General features: G+C 74.6%; 10 protein-coding genes. 3 read left to right on the top strand and 7 right to left on the bottom strand.

Going from position 1 to position 17,297, the window contains the following annotated elements; all coding sequences use genetic code 11:
* Positions 1-196 precede the first annotated feature (196 nt).
* Positions 197-3,775 carry an ATP-dependent helicase gene (locus ACF08F_RS29325; RefSeq protein WP_392301540.1) on the bottom strand — a complete coding sequence of 1,193 codons (3,579 nt, stop codon included), beginning with the start codon at positions 3,773-3,775 and terminating at the stop codon, positions 197-199.
* A 251-nt stretch (positions 3,776-4,026) separates the two neighbouring features.
* Complete coding sequence (locus tag ACF08F_RS29320; RefSeq protein WP_392301539.1) at positions 4,027-4,383, bottom strand: MGMT family protein; 357 nt, start codon at positions 4,381-4,383, stop codon at positions 4,027-4,029.
* 177 nt (positions 4,384-4,560) lie between these two features.
* Between ACF08F_RS29320 and ACF08F_RS29315 the strand changes: the two genes are divergently transcribed.
* From ACF08F_RS29315 to ACF08F_RS29305, 3 genes are all read left to right on the top strand, one after another.
* Positions 4,561-7,239, top strand: a complete 2,679-nt coding sequence (locus ACF08F_RS29315) for a flippase-like domain-containing protein (protein WP_392301538.1) — start codon at positions 4,561-4,563, stop codon at positions 7,237-7,239.
* A 238-nt stretch (positions 7,240-7,477) separates the two neighbouring features.
* Positions 7,478-9,052, top strand: a complete 1,575-nt coding sequence (locus tag ACF08F_RS29310) for an alpha/beta hydrolase (RefSeq protein WP_392301537.1) — start codon at positions 7,478-7,480, stop codon at positions 9,050-9,052.
* Between the two features lie 57 nt (positions 9,053-9,109).
* A complete protein-coding gene (locus ACF08F_RS29305) occupies positions 9,110-10,708 on the top strand; it encodes an alpha/beta hydrolase (RefSeq protein ID WP_392301536.1) in 1,599 nt (532 codons plus the stop codon).
* A gap of 66 nt (positions 10,709-10,774) precedes the next feature.
* Here the strand turns inward: ACF08F_RS29305 and moeZ are convergent, their stop codons facing one another.
* The 5 genes from moeZ to ACF08F_RS29280 form a co-directional block, all read right to left on the bottom strand.
* A complete protein-coding gene (moeZ, locus tag ACF08F_RS29300; protein ID WP_366307331.1) occupies positions 10,775-11,953 on the bottom strand; it encodes an adenylyltransferase/sulfurtransferase MoeZ in 1,179 nt (392 codons plus the stop codon).
* Positions 11,954-12,016: 63 nt separating this feature from the next.
* Positions 12,017-12,763: a spherulation-specific family 4 protein gene (locus ACF08F_RS29295; protein ID WP_392301535.1), complete on the bottom strand. Its 747-nt coding sequence runs from the start codon at positions 12,761-12,763 to the stop codon at positions 12,017-12,019.
* Positions 12,751-13,722 (bottom strand): NAD-dependent epimerase/dehydratase family protein, encoded by a 972-nt coding sequence (locus ACF08F_RS29290; protein ID WP_392301534.1) that lies wholly within the window; start codon positions 13,720-13,722, stop codon positions 12,751-12,753. The genes ACF08F_RS29295 and ACF08F_RS29290 overlap by 13 nt, the downstream gene beginning before the upstream one ends.
* Before the next feature lie 189 nt (positions 13,723-13,911).
* Positions 13,912-15,423 (bottom strand): hypothetical protein, encoded by a 1,512-nt coding sequence (locus tag ACF08F_RS29285; RefSeq protein ID WP_392301533.1) that lies wholly within the window; start codon positions 15,421-15,423, stop codon positions 13,912-13,914.
* 13 nt (positions 15,424-15,436) lie between these two features.
* Complete coding sequence (locus ACF08F_RS29280; RefSeq protein ID WP_392301682.1) at positions 15,437-17,095, bottom strand: glycosyltransferase; 1,659 nt, start codon at positions 17,093-17,095, stop codon at positions 15,437-15,439.
* Between the last annotated feature and the right edge of the window lie 202 nt (positions 17,096-17,297).

Below are 17,297 nucleotides of genomic sequence, written 5' to 3'. Positions count from 1 at the left end.
CCGCCGTGAAGAGTGACCCGTGAGGACGGGCGAAGGATGCACGAAGCGGAATGTGATGCTCCGCATATCTCGTCGTCCGGACACCGCCTCGTGCGGACACCGCGTCGTCCGGACACCGCCTCGTCCGGACACCCCGTCGTCCGGACACCGCCTCGTCCGGACACCCCGTCGTCCGGACGCCCCGTCGTCCCGCTCGTCATTCGACGATCTGGCGGCCCTCCGGCTGGGCGCTGCACGAGGCGCGGAAGGCGCAGTTCGCGCAGTGCTGGCCGGTGGAGGGCGCGAAGCGCTCGTCGAGGACACGGCCTGCGGCGGTGGCGAGCAGGTCGCCGACCCACTCCCCCTCCAGGGGTTCCTGGGCCTGGACCTTCGGCAGCGCGTCCCCGCCCTCCTTCTTCGGGGCGGCCTGCCTCAGCTGGACGAGTTCGGCGCCGCCCGGCTCCGGCCGGTGGCCGTCGAAGACCTCGTCGAGGGCGCCGTTGCGGACCGCGAGCTGGTAGACGGCGAGCTGCGGGTGGTGGGCGACCTCGTCCCGGGTGGGGGCCGACTTGCCGGTCTTGAAGTCCACGACGTAGGCGCGGCCCTGCTCGTCGGTCTCGACGCGGTCCATGGACCCGCGGATGCGGACCTCGTACTCCCCCGCGTCGAGGGTCACGTCGAAGCCGTGCTCGGAGGCGGCGGGGGTGCGGCCGCCGCGGTCCATGACGTGCCACTGGAGGAAGCGTTCGAGTGCCACGCGCGCGTGGGCCTTCTCCTGGGCCGACTTCCAGGGCGCGTCGAAGGCGAGGGCGTCCCAGACGGAGTCCAGGCGGGCCATGAGGACATCGAGGTCGGCAGGGGTACGGCCGGAGGCGACCTCGTCGGCGAGGACGTGCACGACGTTGCCGAAGCCCTGGGCGGCGGTGGCGGGGGCCGCGGCCTTGACCTCGCGGCCCAGGAACCACTGGAGCGAGCAGGTGGTGGCGAGGTTCTCCAGGGCGCTCGGCGAGAGCGCGACGGGCAGTTCGCGGTCGCGCAGCGGCACCGTGCTGTGCGTCGGCTCGAACAGGCCCCACCAGCGGTCCGGGTGCGCGGCCGGCACCAGCGGCTGGCCGTCCTCGTCGGCGAGCGCGGCGAGGGAGGCGAGCCGGTGGGCGGCGGCGTCGCGGAGCGCGGGCGAGGCCGCCGGGTCGACGGTCGTCGCCCGGAGCTCGGCGACCAGGGCGGAGACGGCGAGGGGGCGGCGGGGGCGTCCCGGCACCTCCTTCGGCTCGGCGCCGAACTCGGTGAGGAACCGGGAGGGCTGGTCGCCGTCCTCCGCCGGCGCCTTCACCGCCGTGACGACGAGGCGGTCGCGGGCGCGGGTGGCGGCCACGTAGAAGAGGCGTCGTTCCTCGGCGAGGAGGGCGCCGGGGGTCAGGGGCTCGGCGAGGCCGTCGCGGCCGATGCGGTCGGCCTCCAGGAGGGAACCGCGGCGGCGCAGGTCGGGCCAGAGGCCCTCCTGGACGCCGGCGACGACGACGAATCCCCATTCGAGGCCCTTGGAACGGTGGGCTGTCATGAGGCGGACGGCGTCCGGGCGGGCGTGGCGGCGGGTGAGGGTGTCCGCGGCGATGTCCTGGGCGTCGAGCTCTTCGAGGAAGTTGAGAACACCGCGGCCGCCGACGCGTTCCTCGGCGCGGGCGGCGGTCTCGAAGAGCGCGCAGACGGCGTCGAGGTCGCGGTCGGCGTTGCGGCCGGCCGGGCCGCCGCGGAGGGCGGCGCGCTCCAGGCGGCCGGGCCAGGGGGTGCCGTTCCAGAGCACCCAGAGGGCCTCCTCGGCGGTGCCGCCGGCGTCGAGGAGCGTACGGGTCTCCTGGAGCAGCTTCCCGAGGCGCTGGGCGCCGCGGGCGTAGGCGGGGTCGTGCGCGACGAGGCGCTCGGGCTCGGCGAGGGCGCGGGCGAGGAGGACGTCGGAGGGGGGCGGGACCTTGTTGCCCCCGGCGCGCTCCTCGTCGCGGAGGGCGCGGCCCAGGCGGCGGAGGTCGGCGGGGTCTATGCCGGCGAGGGGGGAGGCGAGGAGTTCCTGTGCGGTCTCGACGGGGAGCCATCCGGCGGTGGCGGTGGTGGGCTCCGGCTGCGCCGGGGCGTCGCCGTCGGACGCGGGCTCGGGTGCGGCAGGTGCGTGGGGCGAGGGGGGCGCCGACGGTGCGGCGCCGTCGTGGCTTGTGCCCACCCTCCCCCGGAGCTCCGCCTGGGAGGTGCCCCCGGCCCCGGCGGAACGCATGCCCCCAACGAGGTCCGTCCCGGGCTCGGGAACGCCCACAACGAGGTCCGCACCGGGCTCAGGAACGCGCACGACCGGGTCCGCCCCCGGCTCGCCCGCGTGCGGGGCGTCTTCGGGACCGCCCGCGACCGGGGCCGGCGGCGTCGTCCCCGTCGGCTTGGCCACCGCTCTGAGGGCCAGGAGCAGGGGGGACACCGCCGGTTCGTGGCGGAGGGGGGTGTCCGCGGCGTCCGTCTCCACCGGGACTCCCGCCGACGTGAGGGCGCGGCGGAGGGACGGGAGGGCGGCGGCGGCGCGGGTGAGGACGGCCATGTCCTGCCAGGGGACGCCGTCCTCCAGGTGCGCCCGGCGCAGCAGGTCGGCGATGTTCTCGGCCTCCGCCGAGGCCGTCGGGTACGTGTACGCCTCGGCCCGGCCGCCGGGGCGGGCCGCCGTCAGTTCGCGGTGCGCGCGGACCTTGTCGGAGGGGAGCCGGGTCAGCGGCATGCGCTGGGTGAGCAGCCTCGTCGCCCCGAGCAGTTCGGCGCCCGCGCGGCGCGAGGTGCCGAGGACCTTGACGGCCCCGCCGCCGAAGGCGTCCGGGAAGTCGAGGATGCCGTTCACGTCGGCGCCCCGGAAGGCGTAGATGGACTGGTCCGGGTCGCCGAAGGCGACGACCGTGCCGTGGCCCCCGCCGGTCAGGGCGTGCAGGAGCCGGACCTGCGCCGGGTCGGTGTCCTGGTACTCGTCGACGTAGACCGCGTCGTACCCGGGCAGGCGGCTGCTCCCGGCGAGCGGTACGGCCCGGTGGACGAGCTCGGTGTAGTCGAGGACGCCCTGGAGGTCGAGGACGTCGAGGTACTCGGCGAGGAAGCCGGCCGCCGCCTTCCAGTCCGGGCGGCCGACGCGCTCCGCGAAGCGGGCGAGGGCGTCCGGGCCGAGGCCCAGTTCGCGCGAGCGCGCGAGGACGGCACGGACCTCGTCGGCGAAGCCGCGGGTGGTGAGGCAGGCGCGGAGTTCGTCGGGCCAGCCGACGCGTCCGAGGCCCGCCTTCTCCAGGTCGATCTGGCCGGCGAGCAGCTCGCGCACGGCGAGGTCCTGCTCGGGTCCGGAGAGCAGTCGCAGGGGTTCGGCGAAGAGCTCGGCGTCCTGGTGGGCGCGGATCAGGGCGTAGCAGTACGAGTGGAAGGTCGTCGCCTGCGGCGGGCGCCGGCCGCCGAGCCGGGTGGCCATCCGGTCGCGGAGCTCGACGGCGGCCTTGCGGCTGAAGGTGAGGACGAGGATCCGCTCCGGGTCGACGCCCCGCTCCATCCGGGCCGCGACCGACTCGACCAGCGTCGTCGTCTTTCCGGTGCCGGGTCCGGCGAGGACGAGGAGCGGTCCGCCGGTGTGGTCAACCACTTCCCGCTGGGCTGCGTCCAGCTGAGGGGGATCCAGCGGGGCCGGCGCGGTACGCACCAGTCGGTACGCGCCCGGGGTCCGCTGCCGGCCCGGACCCGGGTACGGCTGTCCCTGGTGCGGCGTGTGCCGGGTGGTGGAGGAGGAGCTCACGTGGTTCGCCGGTCCTGGGGGAAGTGGTGGTGCGGGTGATGCGGATGTTGCCTGTGTCGCGCCCGTGCGCCGCGGCCGTCGCCGCGGAAGGCGCGAACGTCGACGTTACGCGAAACGGACCGGCGCCGAGCCGTACTCCGGGCCGGATCCGGCACCGTGCCACAGGCCGGACGCGGCACCGCGCTCCGTCCCGCGTCCCCTCCACCAGGCCCGCCCCACCCCCGCGGCCCGCGGCCCCCGGGGCTCCGGGCTCAGGTGTGAGATCCGTCCCAGCGCGCCCGCCGCATGTCGATCCTCGGCACGTGCCCCTCGGCCGACCGGGCCGCCTCGCGCAGCGGGGTGCCCTCCTCGCGGTAGTGGTCGAGAGCCCGCAGCTCGTGCCCCGGAAGCAGCGTCCCGTCCGCGCGGACCACGCGCCACCACGGCGCCGTCCCGCCGTACAGGGCCATCACGCGGCCGACCTGACGCGGTCCGCCCTCGCCCAGCCACTCGGCGACGTCGCCGTAGGTCATCACCCGGCCGGGCGGGATCCCGTCGGCGACGTCGAGCACACGCTCCGCGTACTCGGGCAGTTCTCCGGGCTCCCCCACGGGTTCCTCCACGCTCATCCGTCTCATCCTGCCTCACCCCACCGACATGGCCCTGATGCCTCCGCGCGGCGGCTCTTCGTGCCACCATCGTCCGGGCGGTGACTGGTGATACGAGATCAAGAGCGACAAATACAAGAACAAGAACGCGAACATAGACAAGAGCGGGAACGACAAGACGCACATGCAGAGACGGACATGGTGATGGGGCAGGACACGCAGCCTCCCAAGGAGGACGGGGCCAACCTCCCCGAGCGGGTCTCCGGGGACGAGCCCCTGCTCGCCGCCCGCGTGCACCGGCCCTCCGACCTGATGCGGCTGCTCGCGGGTCTCCTCGGCATCGGTCTCGTCATCGCCGTCGCCGCCTTCGCGCACGGCACGACGTCGGGCCTCGAACAGGACATCAACAAGGGCGCCGGCGGCGCCCCCGACGTCTTCGTCAAGATCGCCGGTCTCGTCTCCTCCATCGCCGTGCTGCTCGTCCCGGTCGCCTTCGCCATCGAGCGCCTGATCAAACGGGACGGGCTGCGGATCGCCGACGGCGTCCTCGCCGCCGTCCTCGCGCACGGCGTCACCCTCGCCACCGACCTCTGGGTCGCCGAGTCCGCCCCCAGCACCATCCAGGAGGCGCTGACCCAGCCGGCGTCCGGGGGCGGTCTCACCGACCCGGTGCACAACTACCTCGCCCCGGTCATCGCGTACATGACCGCCGTCGGCATGGCCCGCAGGCCCCGCTGGCGGGTGTCGCTCTGGGCGGTGCTGCTGCTCGACGCGTTCACGATGCTCGTCGCCGGCTACACGACGGCGCTGTCGATCGTGCTGACCGTGCTGATCGGCTGGACGGTGGCCTACGGCACGCTGTACGCCGTCGGCTCCCCGAACGTCAGACCCACCGGCCAGACGCTCCTCGCCGGCCTGCGCCGGGTCGGCTTCAAGCCGGTCACGGCGCTGCGCGCCGAGGGCGTGCCGGACGCCTCGGACACCGGCGACCGGGGCCGCCGGTACATCGTGACCCTGGAGACCGGCCCACCGCTCGACGTCACCGTCGTCGACCGCGAGCAGCAGGCGCACGGCTTCTTCTACCGGGTGTGGCGGCGGATCACCCTGCGGACGATCACCACCCGCCGGTCGATCGTCTCGCTCCGCCAGGCCCTGGAGCAGGAGGCGCTGCTGGCCTACGCGGCCATCGCCGCCGGGGCGAACGCGCCGAAGCTGATCGCCACCTCCGAGCTCGGCCCGGACGCCGTGATGCTCGTGTACGAGCACATCGGCGGCCGGAGCCTCGACTCGCTCGACGACGAGGAGATCACCGACGAGCTCGTGCGCGGTGCCTGGCGGCAGGTGCGGGCGCTCCAGTCGCGCCGGATCGCCCACCGCAGGCTCGCCGGCGACGCGATCTTGGTGGATCGTTCCGGCAGAGTGGTCCTGACCGACCTCCGAGGCGGCGAGATCGCGGCCGGGGACCTGATCCTGCGGATGGACATCGCGCAGCTCCTCACCACCCTCGGCCTGCGGGTCGGGGCAGAGCGGGCGGTCGCGGCGGCCGTGGAGGTCCTCGGGCCGGACAGCGTCGCCGACTGTCTGCCGCTGCTCCAGCCGATCGCGCTGAGCCGCTCCACGCGCGCGACGCTGCGGCGTCTGGCGCGCGAGCGGTCGCAGCGCGAGCGCGAGGCCGTGCTCGCCGCCTCCGCGGCGGCCAAGCACGAGCGGGAGCTCGCGAAGGCCGCGGCCGCCGCGGACCGGACGGCCGACCGGGCCGCCGAGGGTTCCGTCGCGGCCGGGGCCAAGGCGGGGAGCAAGGCCGAGAAGAAGGCGGACAGGAAGGCCGAGAAACGGGCCCTCGACACCGCTCTCGACGAGGCCCGCGAGGAGGACCTGCTCGCCCAGATCCGCCGGCAGGTGCTGCTGATCCGCCCGCAGGCGCCGGTGGAGCCGGTCCGCCTGGAGCGGATCAAGCCGCGGACCCTGGTCAGCATGATCGCGGGCGCGGTGGCCGCGTACTTCCTGCTGTCGCAGATCGCCAGTACGCCGCTGTCGACGGTCCGCGACGCGGACTGGTGGTGGGTGGCGGCGGCCGTCCTGTTCTCGGCCATCAGCTACCTGGCGGCGGCGATGAGCCTGCTGGGCTTCGTCCCGGAGCGCGTCGGGTTCTGGCGGACCGTGGTGGCGCAGGTCGCCGGCTCGTTCGTGAAGATCGTCGCCCCCGCGGCGGTCGGCGGCGTGGCCCTGAACACCCGCTTCCTCCAGCGCTCGGGCGTACGGCCCGGACTCGCGGTGGCCAGCGTCGGCGCGTCGCAGCTCTTCGGTCTCGGGGCGCACATCCTGCTCCTGCTCCTCTTCGGCTACCTGACGGGGACGGAGAAGACGCAGTCGTTCAGCCCGTCGAGGACGGTCATCGCCGGACTGCTGACGGTCGCGGTGATCGTCCTGGTGGTGACCGCCATCCCGTTCATGCGCAAGTTCGTGTCGACGCGGCTGCGCTCGCTCTTCGCCGGTGTGGTGCCGCGCATGCTGGACGTGCTCCAGCGGCCGATGAAGCTGCTGACCGGCATCGGCGGGATGCTGCTCCTGACCGGCGCGTTCGTGTTCTGCCTGGACGCCTCGATCCGGGCCTTCGGCCACGGCAACTACGCCGTCAGCTACGCGAGCGTGGCCGTCGTCTTCCTCGCGGGCAACGCGCTCGGTTCGGCCGCGCCGACCCCGGGCGGCATCGGCGCGGTCGAGGGCGCGCTCATCGCCGGTCTGGTCACCTTCGCCCAGCTGCCCATCGAGGTCGCCACGCCCGCCGTGCTGCTGTACCGCCTGCTGACCCTGTGGCTCCCGGTCCTCCCGGGCTGGATCTGCTTCAACTGGCTGACGAAACGCGGAGCCCTGTAGGGCGTGTTGCGAAAGTCCCGCCTGCCCGACGGTGCCCGGCACGCACGCTCGCCGCGTTGTCGGGATCGCCCCGATACGTCCAGTATCGGGGCGACCCTCCGCCTTGCGATCGCACGCACCAGACGCCGTCGGGCCCGCCCTGCGGGCGGTCGGCGCTACTTTCACCACACGCTTTAGTCGCCACCCGTCCGGACCTCCGCCCCGCGCGGAGGTCCGGACGGCGGCCCACGATGGGCCTATGCCGATCTCCGCCGCCCAGCGCGCCGCCCTGATCACCGCCACGACCGTGCTGCTCGCCGCCGGGTGCTCGGACGGCTCGGACGACACGGCGGGGACGACGCAGCCGACCGGCTCGGCCGGGATCTCGGCGCTGACCGAGCAGAAGCTGGTCTGGGCCCCGTGTACGGCCCCGTCCGCCGCCGAGGGCGGCGGACCCGCCCCCTCGCCGCTGCCCGGCGGCACGGCCTGGGAGTGCTCCTTCCTCCAGGCGCCGCTGGACTGGGCGAAGCCGGCCGGCGAGACCATCGAGCTGGCCCTCATCCGGGCCCGGGCCCGCGACCCCGAGGCCCGCATCGGCTCGCTGATCTTCAACTTCGGCGGGCCCGGCGGCTCCGGCATCACCGGCCTGCCGGGCTTCGCCAACGAGTACGAGTCCCTCCGCTCCCGCTACGACCTCGTCTCCTTCGACCCTCGCGGGGTGGGCCGCAGCGACCCCGTCGAATGCGCGACCGACAAGGAGCTCGACGCGTACTACGCCCTCGACTTCACACCCGACGACACCGCCGAGGAGCGGACCCTGTCGGACGCGCAGAAGAAGTACGCGGCCGGCTGCGAGAAGGACGCCGGACCGGCCCTCCCGCACGTCGGCACCGAGAACGCCGCCCGGGACCTGGACCTGATGCGCCAGGTCCTCGGCGACGACAAGCTCCACTACTTCGGCATCTCGTACGGCACCGAACTCGGCGGCGTCTACGCCCACCTCTTCCCGGAGAACGTGGGCCGGGCCGTCCTGGACGCCGTCGTCGACCCCGACGCGGGCGTCGAGGAGGGCGCGCTCGCCCAGGCGAAGGGCTTCCAGCTCGCCCTCGACAACTTCGCCCAGGACTGCGTGGACCGCGGTGACGAGTGCGCCCTGCCCGGTACGAGCGTCGCCGAGGTCGAGTCCTTCGTCACCGACCTCCTGGCCTCGCTGGACAGGAAGCCGATCCCCGGCATCGGCTCCCGCGAGCTGACCCAGACGCAGGCCACCAACGGCATCGCGCAGTCCCTCTACTCCAAGGACTACTGGCCCTACCTCGAACAGGGCCTCGAAGCGGCCGAGGGCGGCGACGGCGCACTGCTCCTCTCGCTGTCCGACTCGATGAACGGCCGCAGCCAGACCGGCACGTACAGCAACATCCAGGCCGCCAACGCCGCCATCAACTGCGTGGACTTCAAGGAGCGCTACACCCTCGGCCAGGCGAAGGAGCGGCTCGGGAAGTTCCGCGAGGCCTCCCCGGTCTTCGGCGACTTCATGGGCTGGGCGCTCGCGAGCTGCTCGCAGTGGCCGGTGCCGGGCACCTGGGAGCACCCCGACGTCTCCGCGCCCGGTTCGGACCCGCTCCTGGTCATCGGCACGACCGGGGACCCGGCCACGCCGTACGAGGGCACGCGCGCGATGGTGAACGCGCTCGGCCAGGGCGTCGGCATCGAGCTGACGTACGAGGGCGAGGGCCACGGCGCCTACAACAGCGGCAACGCGTGCGTGAAGAAGGCGGTGGACGCGTACCTCCTGGACGGAAAGCTGCCGGCCTCGGGAACCGTCTGCAAGTGAGCCCTCCGGCGGACACCCCCTAGGATGGGCGGCCTTGCCGGGATCGTGGGGGAACACATGTCCATACGTGTACGCATGACGGTGCTCGCCGTGACGGGGCTCCTCGTCGCGGGCTGTACGAGCGGCGGGAGCGACGGGGCGGACGGGAGCACGACGGCGGCCCCCTCCGCCGGCACCCCGTCATCGCCGCCGGCCGCCGACGCCAAGCCCTCGGCGGCCGCCACTCCCCCCGCGCTCCCCGCCTCCCTCACCGGCCAGCGCCTCGACTGGAAGCGCTGCGACGCCCCCGAGAACGGCCCCCGGCCCGGTCCGGAGTGGCGGTGCACGGAGGTCAAGGTCCCGCTCGACCACGCGAAGCCCGAGGGCGCCACGATCCCCGTCGCGCTGATCCGCAAGGAGGCCGGAGACAAGCGCGCACGGATCGGCTCGCTGCTCTTCAACTTCGGCGGCCCCGGCGCCTCCGGCGTCGAGATCCTGCCCCGGGCGGCCGAGGAGTACGGGAAGCTGGGCGAGCGCTACGACCTGGTCGGCTTCGACCCCCGCGGCGTGGGCCGCAGCGCCGGCGTGGTCTGCCGGGACGACGCCGAGCAGGCAGCCGCCGAGGCCTCGGTGGACCTCACCCCGGACACGGCCGCCGAGGAGGCCGCGTACCTCGCGGACAACACCGCCTTCGGCGCCGGCTGCGCCCGCCGCTCCGCCACCGTCCTCCCGCACACCACGACCAGCGCCACCGCCCGCGACCTGGACCTGGTCCGGCAGGTCCTCGGCGACGACAGGCTCCACTACTTCGGCATGTCGTACGGCACGCAGCTCGGCGGCACGTACGCGCACCTCTTCCCCTCCCGCGTGGGGCGGCTCGTCTTCGACGCGGTCGTCGACCCGACCGCCGACTCCACCGGGCACGCCCGCCACCAGACGATCGGCTTCCAGCGGGCCCTGGACAACTACCTGAAGAGCACCGGCGAGGACCCGGAGGCCGGGTCGGAGCGGATCGCGCGCCTGCTGCGGAAGCTGGACCGCGCGCCGCTGACCGTCGGCGACCGCAGGCTGACCGAGGGCCTCGCGCTCACGGGCATCGCGGTCACGCTCTACGGGCAGTCCAACTGGCCCCTGCTCACGCAGGCCCTGGCGGATGCCGAGCAGGGCCGCGGCGCCGCCCTGCTCGAACTCGCCGACTTCTACAACGACCGGGACGCGAAGGGCCACTACTCGACCCAGTCGCACTCCCAGCGGGCGATCTCCTGCGCGGACTCCAGCGAGCGCCCGACCGCGGCGCGGGCGAAGGCGCTGATCCCGGAGTTCCGCGGGCTCTCCCCCGTCTTCGGGGCCTTCCTCGCCTGGGACACGGCCGGCTGGTGCGCGAACTGGCCGGTGAAGGGCGAACGGGCGACCCCGGAGGCGAGCGCCCCGGGCGCGGCCCCGATCCTCGTCGTCGGCACGACCGGCGACCCGGCGACCCCGTACGAGGGCGCGGAGAAGATGGCGAAGGAGCTCGGGGACGGGGTCGGTGTCCTGGTCACCAACGAGGGCGAGGGGCACGGCGCTTACGGCACCTCGCCCTGTGTGACGCGGACGGTGGACGCGTACCTCCTGAACGGCAAGGTCCCCGCGTACGGCACGACCTGCTCCAGCGGGACGGCCCGCAGCGGGGCGTGACCCCTCGGCGGGGCACGCGGAAGGGCCCGGACCTCGTGGCGAGGTCCGGGCCCTTCCCTGTGTGGCCTAGTAGACCGGCTTCTCGGGCTCGATCTGGTGGACCCAGCCGATCACGCCGCCGCCGACGTGCACCGCGTCCGCGAAGCCCGCGGACTTGAGCACCGCGAGGACTTCCGCACTGCGGACACCCGTCTTGCAGTGCAGGACGATCCGCTTGTCCTGCGGGAGGTCCTGGAGGGCGGTGCCCATCAGGAACTCGTTCTTCGGGATCAGTCGCGCGCCGGGGATCGAGACGATCTCGTACTCGTTCGGCTCGCGGACGTCGATGATGTCGATGTTCTCGCCCTCGTCGATCCACTCCTTGAGCTGCTTCGGAGTGATCGTCGAGCCGAGCGCCGCCTCCTGGGCCTCCTCGGACACGACGCCGCAGAAGGCCTCGTAGTCGATGAGCTCGGTGACGGTGGGGTTCTCGCCGCAGACCGCGCAGTTCGGGTCCTTGCGGACCTTCACCTGGCGGTACTGCATCTCCAGGGCGTCGTAGATCATCAGGCGGCCGACCAGCGGGTCGCCCACGCCGGCGAGCACCTTGATGGCCTCGGTGACCTGGATGGAGCCGATGGACGCGCACAGCACGCCCAGGACGCCGCCCTCGGCGCAGGACGGGACCATGCCCGGCGGCGGGGGCTCCGGGTAGAGGCAGCGGTAGCAGGGGCCGTACTCGGACCAGAAGACCGAGGCCTGGCCGTCGAAGCGGTAGATCGAACCCCAGACGTACGGCTTGTTCAGCAGCACGCAGGCGTCGTTCACCAGGTAGCGCGTGGCGAAGTTGTCCGTGCCGTCGACGATCAGGTCGTACTGGCCGAAGATCTCCATCACGTTGTCGGCCTCGAGCCGCTCCTCGTGAAGGATCACGTTCACGTACGGGTTGATGCCGAGCACGCTGTCGCGCGCCGAGGCGGCCTTGGAACGGCCGATGTCGGCCTGGCTGTGGATGATCTGGCGCTGGAGGTTCGACTCGTCGACCTCGTCGAACTCCACGATGCCGAGCGTGCCCACGCCGGCGGCGGCCAGGTACATCAGCGCCGGCGAGCCGAGACCGCCGGCGCCGACACACAGCACCTTCGCGTTCTTCAGCCGCTTCTGCCCGTCCATCCCGACGTCCGGGATGATCAGGTGGCGGGAGTACCTGCGGACCTCGTCTACGGTGAGCTCGGCAGCCGGCTCGACCAGGGGTGGCAGCGACACGGGGACTCCGGTTGTCGGTATGTCAGTACGGTTGTTCTCCCCGTAACACTGCCACGCCCCTCCTCATTCCGAGACACCCGGTCCGATCCGCGAGACGATTTCGTCCCAGTAGCCGGGCAGCGAGTGGAATGGCGTGGTTTGTCCCGGGCCTCCCGCGCGGTCGGTGAAGAAGATCGTCCCCGCGCCCTGCCAGCGGGCGATCCGCAGCGCCTCGTCGAGGTGCGTGCGCGGGACCCCGTGGACGAGGTGGACGAACTTCGCCTCCGGGTACTCGGCGGTCCACTCCGCCACCTGTGACCAGCGGTAGTCCACCCAGGAGCCGGAGAAGGTGACCAGCTGGTCGGCGATCTCCGCGTACCCCGGATGGGGATGGGTGCCGTGCCCGAGGACGAGGTGCGCCTCGCCGCCGAGGACGGCCTCCAGGGTCGCGGTGAGCCGCCGCGTACCGCCCAGGTCGGCCCGGTCGGCGGGGGCGCGGTCCAGGTAGTAGCCGTCCACCTTGTACCAGTCGAGGAAGCGGTGGGCGTCCGAGACCAGCTCCCCGAAGGGCCGGGAGCCGTGGGCGAGGTCCAGGTGGCCGAGGACCCGGACCCCGGCGTTGCGGAGCCTCCCGGCGGCCTCCAGGCAGTGCGGGTCGGGGCGGCTGCCCGGGCCGTCCGCGACGTTGAGCACGGCCCAGTGCAGCGGGGTCCCGGGGCGGGTCAGCTCGCCCCACTCGACGGGGGCGAGCAGCGGGTGGGCGTAGCCGGGGACGCCCACCCCCAGGGCCTGGACCGCTCCTGTGGCCGTGGTCGTCGTCAGATGCGACACGCCGCCTCCATCCAGATGTCCGCGAGCGACTCCTCCAGGTTGATCCGGGGCCGCCAGCCGAGCCGGTCGCGGGCGGTCCGGACGTCGGCCTGCTGCCAGGGGCCGCAGCCGTCGGGGTACGGGTACGGGGCGGCGGCCAGCTGCTCGGCGATGGTCCCCTCGGTGCGGGGGGCGCCGATCATGGGGCGCTGCGGGATGCCGTGCGGGGCGTCCAGCTCGTGGAGGTTGCCGGTGTAGCCGGCGACCCGGGCGAGCACGGCGGCGGCGTCCCGGAGCCGGACCGCGCGGCCGGTGCCGATGTTGACGACGCCCTGGGCGGCGGACAGGGAGGCCGCGTGGACGGCCCTGGCCACGTCCCGTACGTCGACGAAGTCGCGCTGCACGCCGAGTCCGCTGAGCTTGAGCTCGCCGTCCCCGGCCTGCATCGCGCGGCGCATCGCCTCGGCGAGGCGGCCGAGGGGGGAGCCGGCGGGCGTGCCGGGGCCGACGGGTGAGAACACCCGCAGGACGACGGCGTCGAGGCCCGAGCCGAGGACGAGTTCCGTCGCGGCCAGCTTGGACACCCCGTACGGGCCGCCGGGGCGGGGTACGGCGTCCTCGGCCGTGGAGGAGCCGGGCTGGCTGGGCCCGTACTCCGAGGCGCAGCCGACCTGGACGAGCCGGGCGCCGCAGCCGCTGCGGCGCAGGGCCTCGCAGACGGTGGCGACGGCGATGGTGTTGTGCCGGGTCAGCTCGCGGGCGCCGCCGCGGGTGGCGCCCGCGCAGTTCACGACGACCCCGGGGTGGACGGCGTCCAGGAAGCGGGTGAGCGCGCCGGGGCTGCCGGAGGCGAGGTCGAAGCGCACGTCGGCGTCGTCGCCGCGGCCGAGGGCGGTGAGGTGGACCGCCGGGTCGGCGAGCAGTCGGTCGGCGACGAAGCGGCCGATGAAGCCGTTGGCTCCGAGCAGTAGCACCCTCATCGTGCGGCCCCTACGTGCCGACCGGCCGGTCCTTGGGATCGAGGGGTCATGGTCTTCGGTCTCCTTGCGGGTGATGAGAGAGGTGACGGGGCACGCCCGCGGCGTCGGCTCCGCGGGTGTGAAAGGTGTGTCGGCGAGAGGCTCGGCGGTGTGGTTCCTGCGGTGCCGGCCAGGCCTTCGCTCGGGGTTTCACGGGGTTGCGTGGGCCGAGGCCCGGGCGAGGGCGCCGGTCGCGTGGGCCAGGAGGCCGAGCGCGGCGGCGCCGCAGACGAGGGTGGGTACGGCCCCGGGTCCGGCGGCTTCGGTGAGGGCGCGCACAGGGGCGGCGAGCACGTCGAAGCCGGGGGCGGGGACACGGGCGGCGAGGACGCTCGCGAGGGCGAGCGCCTCGGCGGCGCAGGCCGCGGCGAGCGCGGCGGAGGCCGTCTCGGGGAAGCCGTGCACGGTGAGGAGCCGGGCCAGCAGGAGGAGCGCGCCGAGGGCGAGGGCCCCCGGGCTGAAGCCTGTGAGGGCCAGCAGCCCCGTGAGGGCGAGGAGCTGGAGCGTCACGGTGCCGAGGAGCAGGGGCCTGGCCCGGGCGGCGAAGTCCGCGAGGCCCCGGCTCTCGGCGATCCGGCGGCGGGCCCGGCTCGCGAAGAGGTGGGCGCCCCAGGCGGCGGGGGCGACGGCGAGCGCGAGGGCGAGGAGGGGGCCGGGGGTGAGGTCCCAGGGTCCGTCGGGGCCGCCCGTCAGGACCTGTGCCAGGAGTCCGTCGCCGGCGACCGCGTACGCGAGGAGCCAGAGGGTCCAGAGGCCGGCGGCGGGCACGGTCCGGCCGCCGGGGGCGCGGAGCGGTCCGCGCCGGACGGCGAGGACGAGTGCCGCGGTGAGGGCGAGGGCCCCGGCGGCGCCGGCGGCGAGGCGTACGGGCCCGTCGGTGAGGGTGAGTCCGAGTGCGGCGAGCGCGGCGGCGGCGCCGGGCGCGAGGGCGGCGAGCACCCAGGGGGCGCGGAACGGTTCGGTGGGCGTCGGGGCCGGGGGCGTGCCGGTGCCGCGGGGCACGCGCGCGTACAGCTCCTCGGCGAGCGTGAAGACGTCGCGGTGCCGGAAGCGGGCGGCGGTCCGATCGGTGAACCCCTGGGCTTCGAGCCCGGCGGCGATCTCCAGCGGGTCGACGGCTCGCTCGCAGAGCTCCCGGTGGCGGTGCATGAGCACCTTGACGGGGTCGGCGTTGCCGCGCCGGGTCCGCGGGGCGGAGGCAGAGGGGGCGGGCGCCGGCGCACCCGTCCCCCCGGCCGGTAGGGGGGACCCGGGGCCGGGGTCGCGGCCCGCCGCCTCCGCCCAGGCCTGGCCGGGCTCCGGGGCGTCGGGACGGTCGGCGCCTCCGTACGCGGGCGGGGCGGCGGCCGGCGTGTCGGCGGACGGAAGATCGGCAGACGGCAGGTCGGCAGACGCGGTGCGGGTCGCCGACGCGTCTGCGGACAGCGGGGCGGCGGACGGCACGTCGACGGACACGGCTTCGACGGACGGTGGTTCGGCGCGTGGGGGTTCGATGGTGCCCGGGGCTATCCCGGACGGTGTGTCCCCCGCCTTCTCGGGGGCACGGAGGTCGAGGGTGGTTCCGGTCCCGGTGGTGGCCGGGGTCAAGGCCGGGGTGCCGAGGAGGGCTTCGGAGCGGGCGTCCCAGGCTCCGGGGCTCGTGGGGGCGGCGGGGCCGCGCATGGGGGTGCCTCCTTCAGGCATCGGGGGCTCCTGTGCCCGCGGTCACGGCCTGGTGCGTCCAGCTGCCGGGCACATGGGCCTCGGCCGGGTGGGCGAAGGGCACGCCGTCCCCGGGGCGGTGGCGCACCGGCGCGTGGGAGAGGAGTTCCAGGTAGATGCCGCGGAACGCGGCGAGGTTCTGTTCGACGGTGAAGAGTTCGAGCGCGCGGGCGCGGGCCGCCGCGCCCAGGCGGTGGCGGCGCCCGGGGTCCCGGAGCAGCGCGAGGCACGCGTCGGCGAGGGCGCGCGGGTTGCGCGGCGGGACGACGAGGCCGGTGCCTCCGATGACCTCGACGACCGCGCCGACGTCGGTCGAGACGGTGGCGCGGGCGCAGAACATGGCCTCGACGAGGCCCGTCGGGAAGCCCTCGACGACGCTGGAGAGGACGACGACGGCGGCGGAGGCGTAGGTGTCCTCCAGGGTGGGGGCCTCGGGGCCGCCGAGTTCCTCGAAGGTGACGGGGTTCTCGCCGACGGCGTGCGCCCCCGGGGCCTCGTCGGGGAAGAGCTGCGCCGCGAAGCCCTTGCAGTGGGTGAGGTACGCGTCGGCGCACGGCTCGCCGGTGGGGACGGCGACGATCCGGAGCCGGGCGTCGGGCTGCCGGGCGCGGAGGTCGGCGAAGGCGTGCAGCAGGGCGACGAGGTCCTTGGCGGGCTCGACGCGGCCGACCCAGACGAGGGTGGCCGGGTCACCGCTCTCCTCGTCCTCGCCGACCTCGGCGAAGCGGTCGGCGGCGAGGCCGGGGTGGACGGTGCGGATGCGGGTGCGGTCGGCGCCGCACTTCTCCTGCCAGCGGCGGGCGTGGGCGTTGCCGGGGGTGAGGAGCGCGGCCTGTCCGTAGGTCTCGGCGGCCAGCCGGCCGTGGAGGGCGGCGAGGAGGGCGCGCAGCGGGGCGGAGCGGTCGGCGGCGGCCGGCGAGAGGTAGTGGGCGCGGAGCTGTACGCCGTACTCGGTGACGAGGAGCGGTGTGCCGAAGAAGCGTTTGGCCAGGAGGCCGGGGAGGGCGGTCGTGCCGCCGGCGGTGGCGTGGCAGAGGTCGACGGAGCCGAGCGCCTCCTCCGCGTACCAGTCGAGGGAGAGCGGGCGCAGGGCGCGCTCCAGGTGGTCGGCGAAGGCGAGGTGGTCGGAGAGGCCGGCCGCCGCCGCGGTCCGACGGGCGCCGGGGGCGCGGCAGGCGGTTTCGAGGGTGCGGACGGCGTCGTCGGAGCGGAGCGCGCCGGGCAGTCCGCCGCGCTCGCGGGCGAGGTCGGCGAGGGCGTAGAGGCCGGTGGCGAAGGAGGTCTCGTCGTGTTCGGCGCAGAGGCCGGTGGCGAGGGCGTGGAAGGCCTCGGTGAAGCGGCGGCGCTCGCGGCGGCCGTAGGCGCGGCGGGAGGTGCGGTCGTCGCCGAGGGCGGCCCGCTCGGTGCGGCTCGACGCGGTCTCGGCGTCGGAGGCGGGGACGTCACCCGTGCGGACGGTCCGGGCGTTCGGCGGCGGGGGCAGCGGGCCCGGGGGCGGCGGGGTGCCGGCGGGGCCGAGGACGTAGAGGTCGAACTGGTGCTGTCCGAGCCCGCGTACGAGCCGTTCGCACCAGGGTCCGGCCTCACCGGTGGCGTACGGGTGGCCACCTTCCCTCAGCAGTCCGATCCGCACGAGCACACCCCCGATCTCCCTTGACGACGGCCACCGTCGGTCCGGTGACTTCGCAGCGGGAAGAACGTAAGCGGAGATACCGGTGGTGGGGGGGGGGGGGGGGGGGGGGGCCCCCCCCCCGGGGGGCGGGGCGGGAAAATGGAACACACCCCCCCCCCCCGGGGGCGGGGCGGGGGGGAGGCGGAGGGGGGGGGGGGGGCGG

The organism is Streptomyces sp. NPDC015130, from assembly GCF_043080005.1.
Taxonomy (GTDB): domain Bacteria; phylum Actinomycetota; class Actinomycetes; order Streptomycetales; family Streptomycetaceae; genus Streptomyces.
This window is presented reverse-complemented; position numbering and strand designations above follow the sequence as displayed.

Excerpts from the sequence above, each read along its gene's own strand:
- ACF08F_RS29320 (WP_392301539.1), bottom strand. The coding sequence starts at position 4,383 with ATGAGCGTGGAGGAACCCGTGGGGGAGCCCGGAGAACTGCCCGAGTAC.
- ACF08F_RS29315 (WP_392301538.1), top strand. The coding sequence starts at position 4,561 with ATGGTGATGGGGCAGGACACGCAGCCTCCCAAGGAGGACGGGGCCAAC.
- ACF08F_RS29310 (WP_392301537.1), top strand. The coding sequence starts at position 7,478 with ATGCCGATCTCCGCCGCCCAGCGCGCCGCCCTGATCACCGCCACGACC.
- ACF08F_RS29305 (WP_392301536.1), top strand. The coding sequence starts at position 9,110 with ATGTCCATACGTGTACGCATGACGGTGCTCGCCGTGACGGGGCTCCTC.
- ACF08F_RS29290 (WP_392301534.1), bottom strand. The coding sequence starts at position 13,722 with ATGAGGGTGCTACTGCTCGGAGCCAACGGCTTCATCGGCCGCTTCGTC.
- ACF08F_RS29285 (WP_392301533.1), bottom strand. The coding sequence starts at position 15,423 with ATGCGCGGCCCCGCCGCCCCCACGAGCCCCGGAGCCTGGGACGCCCGC.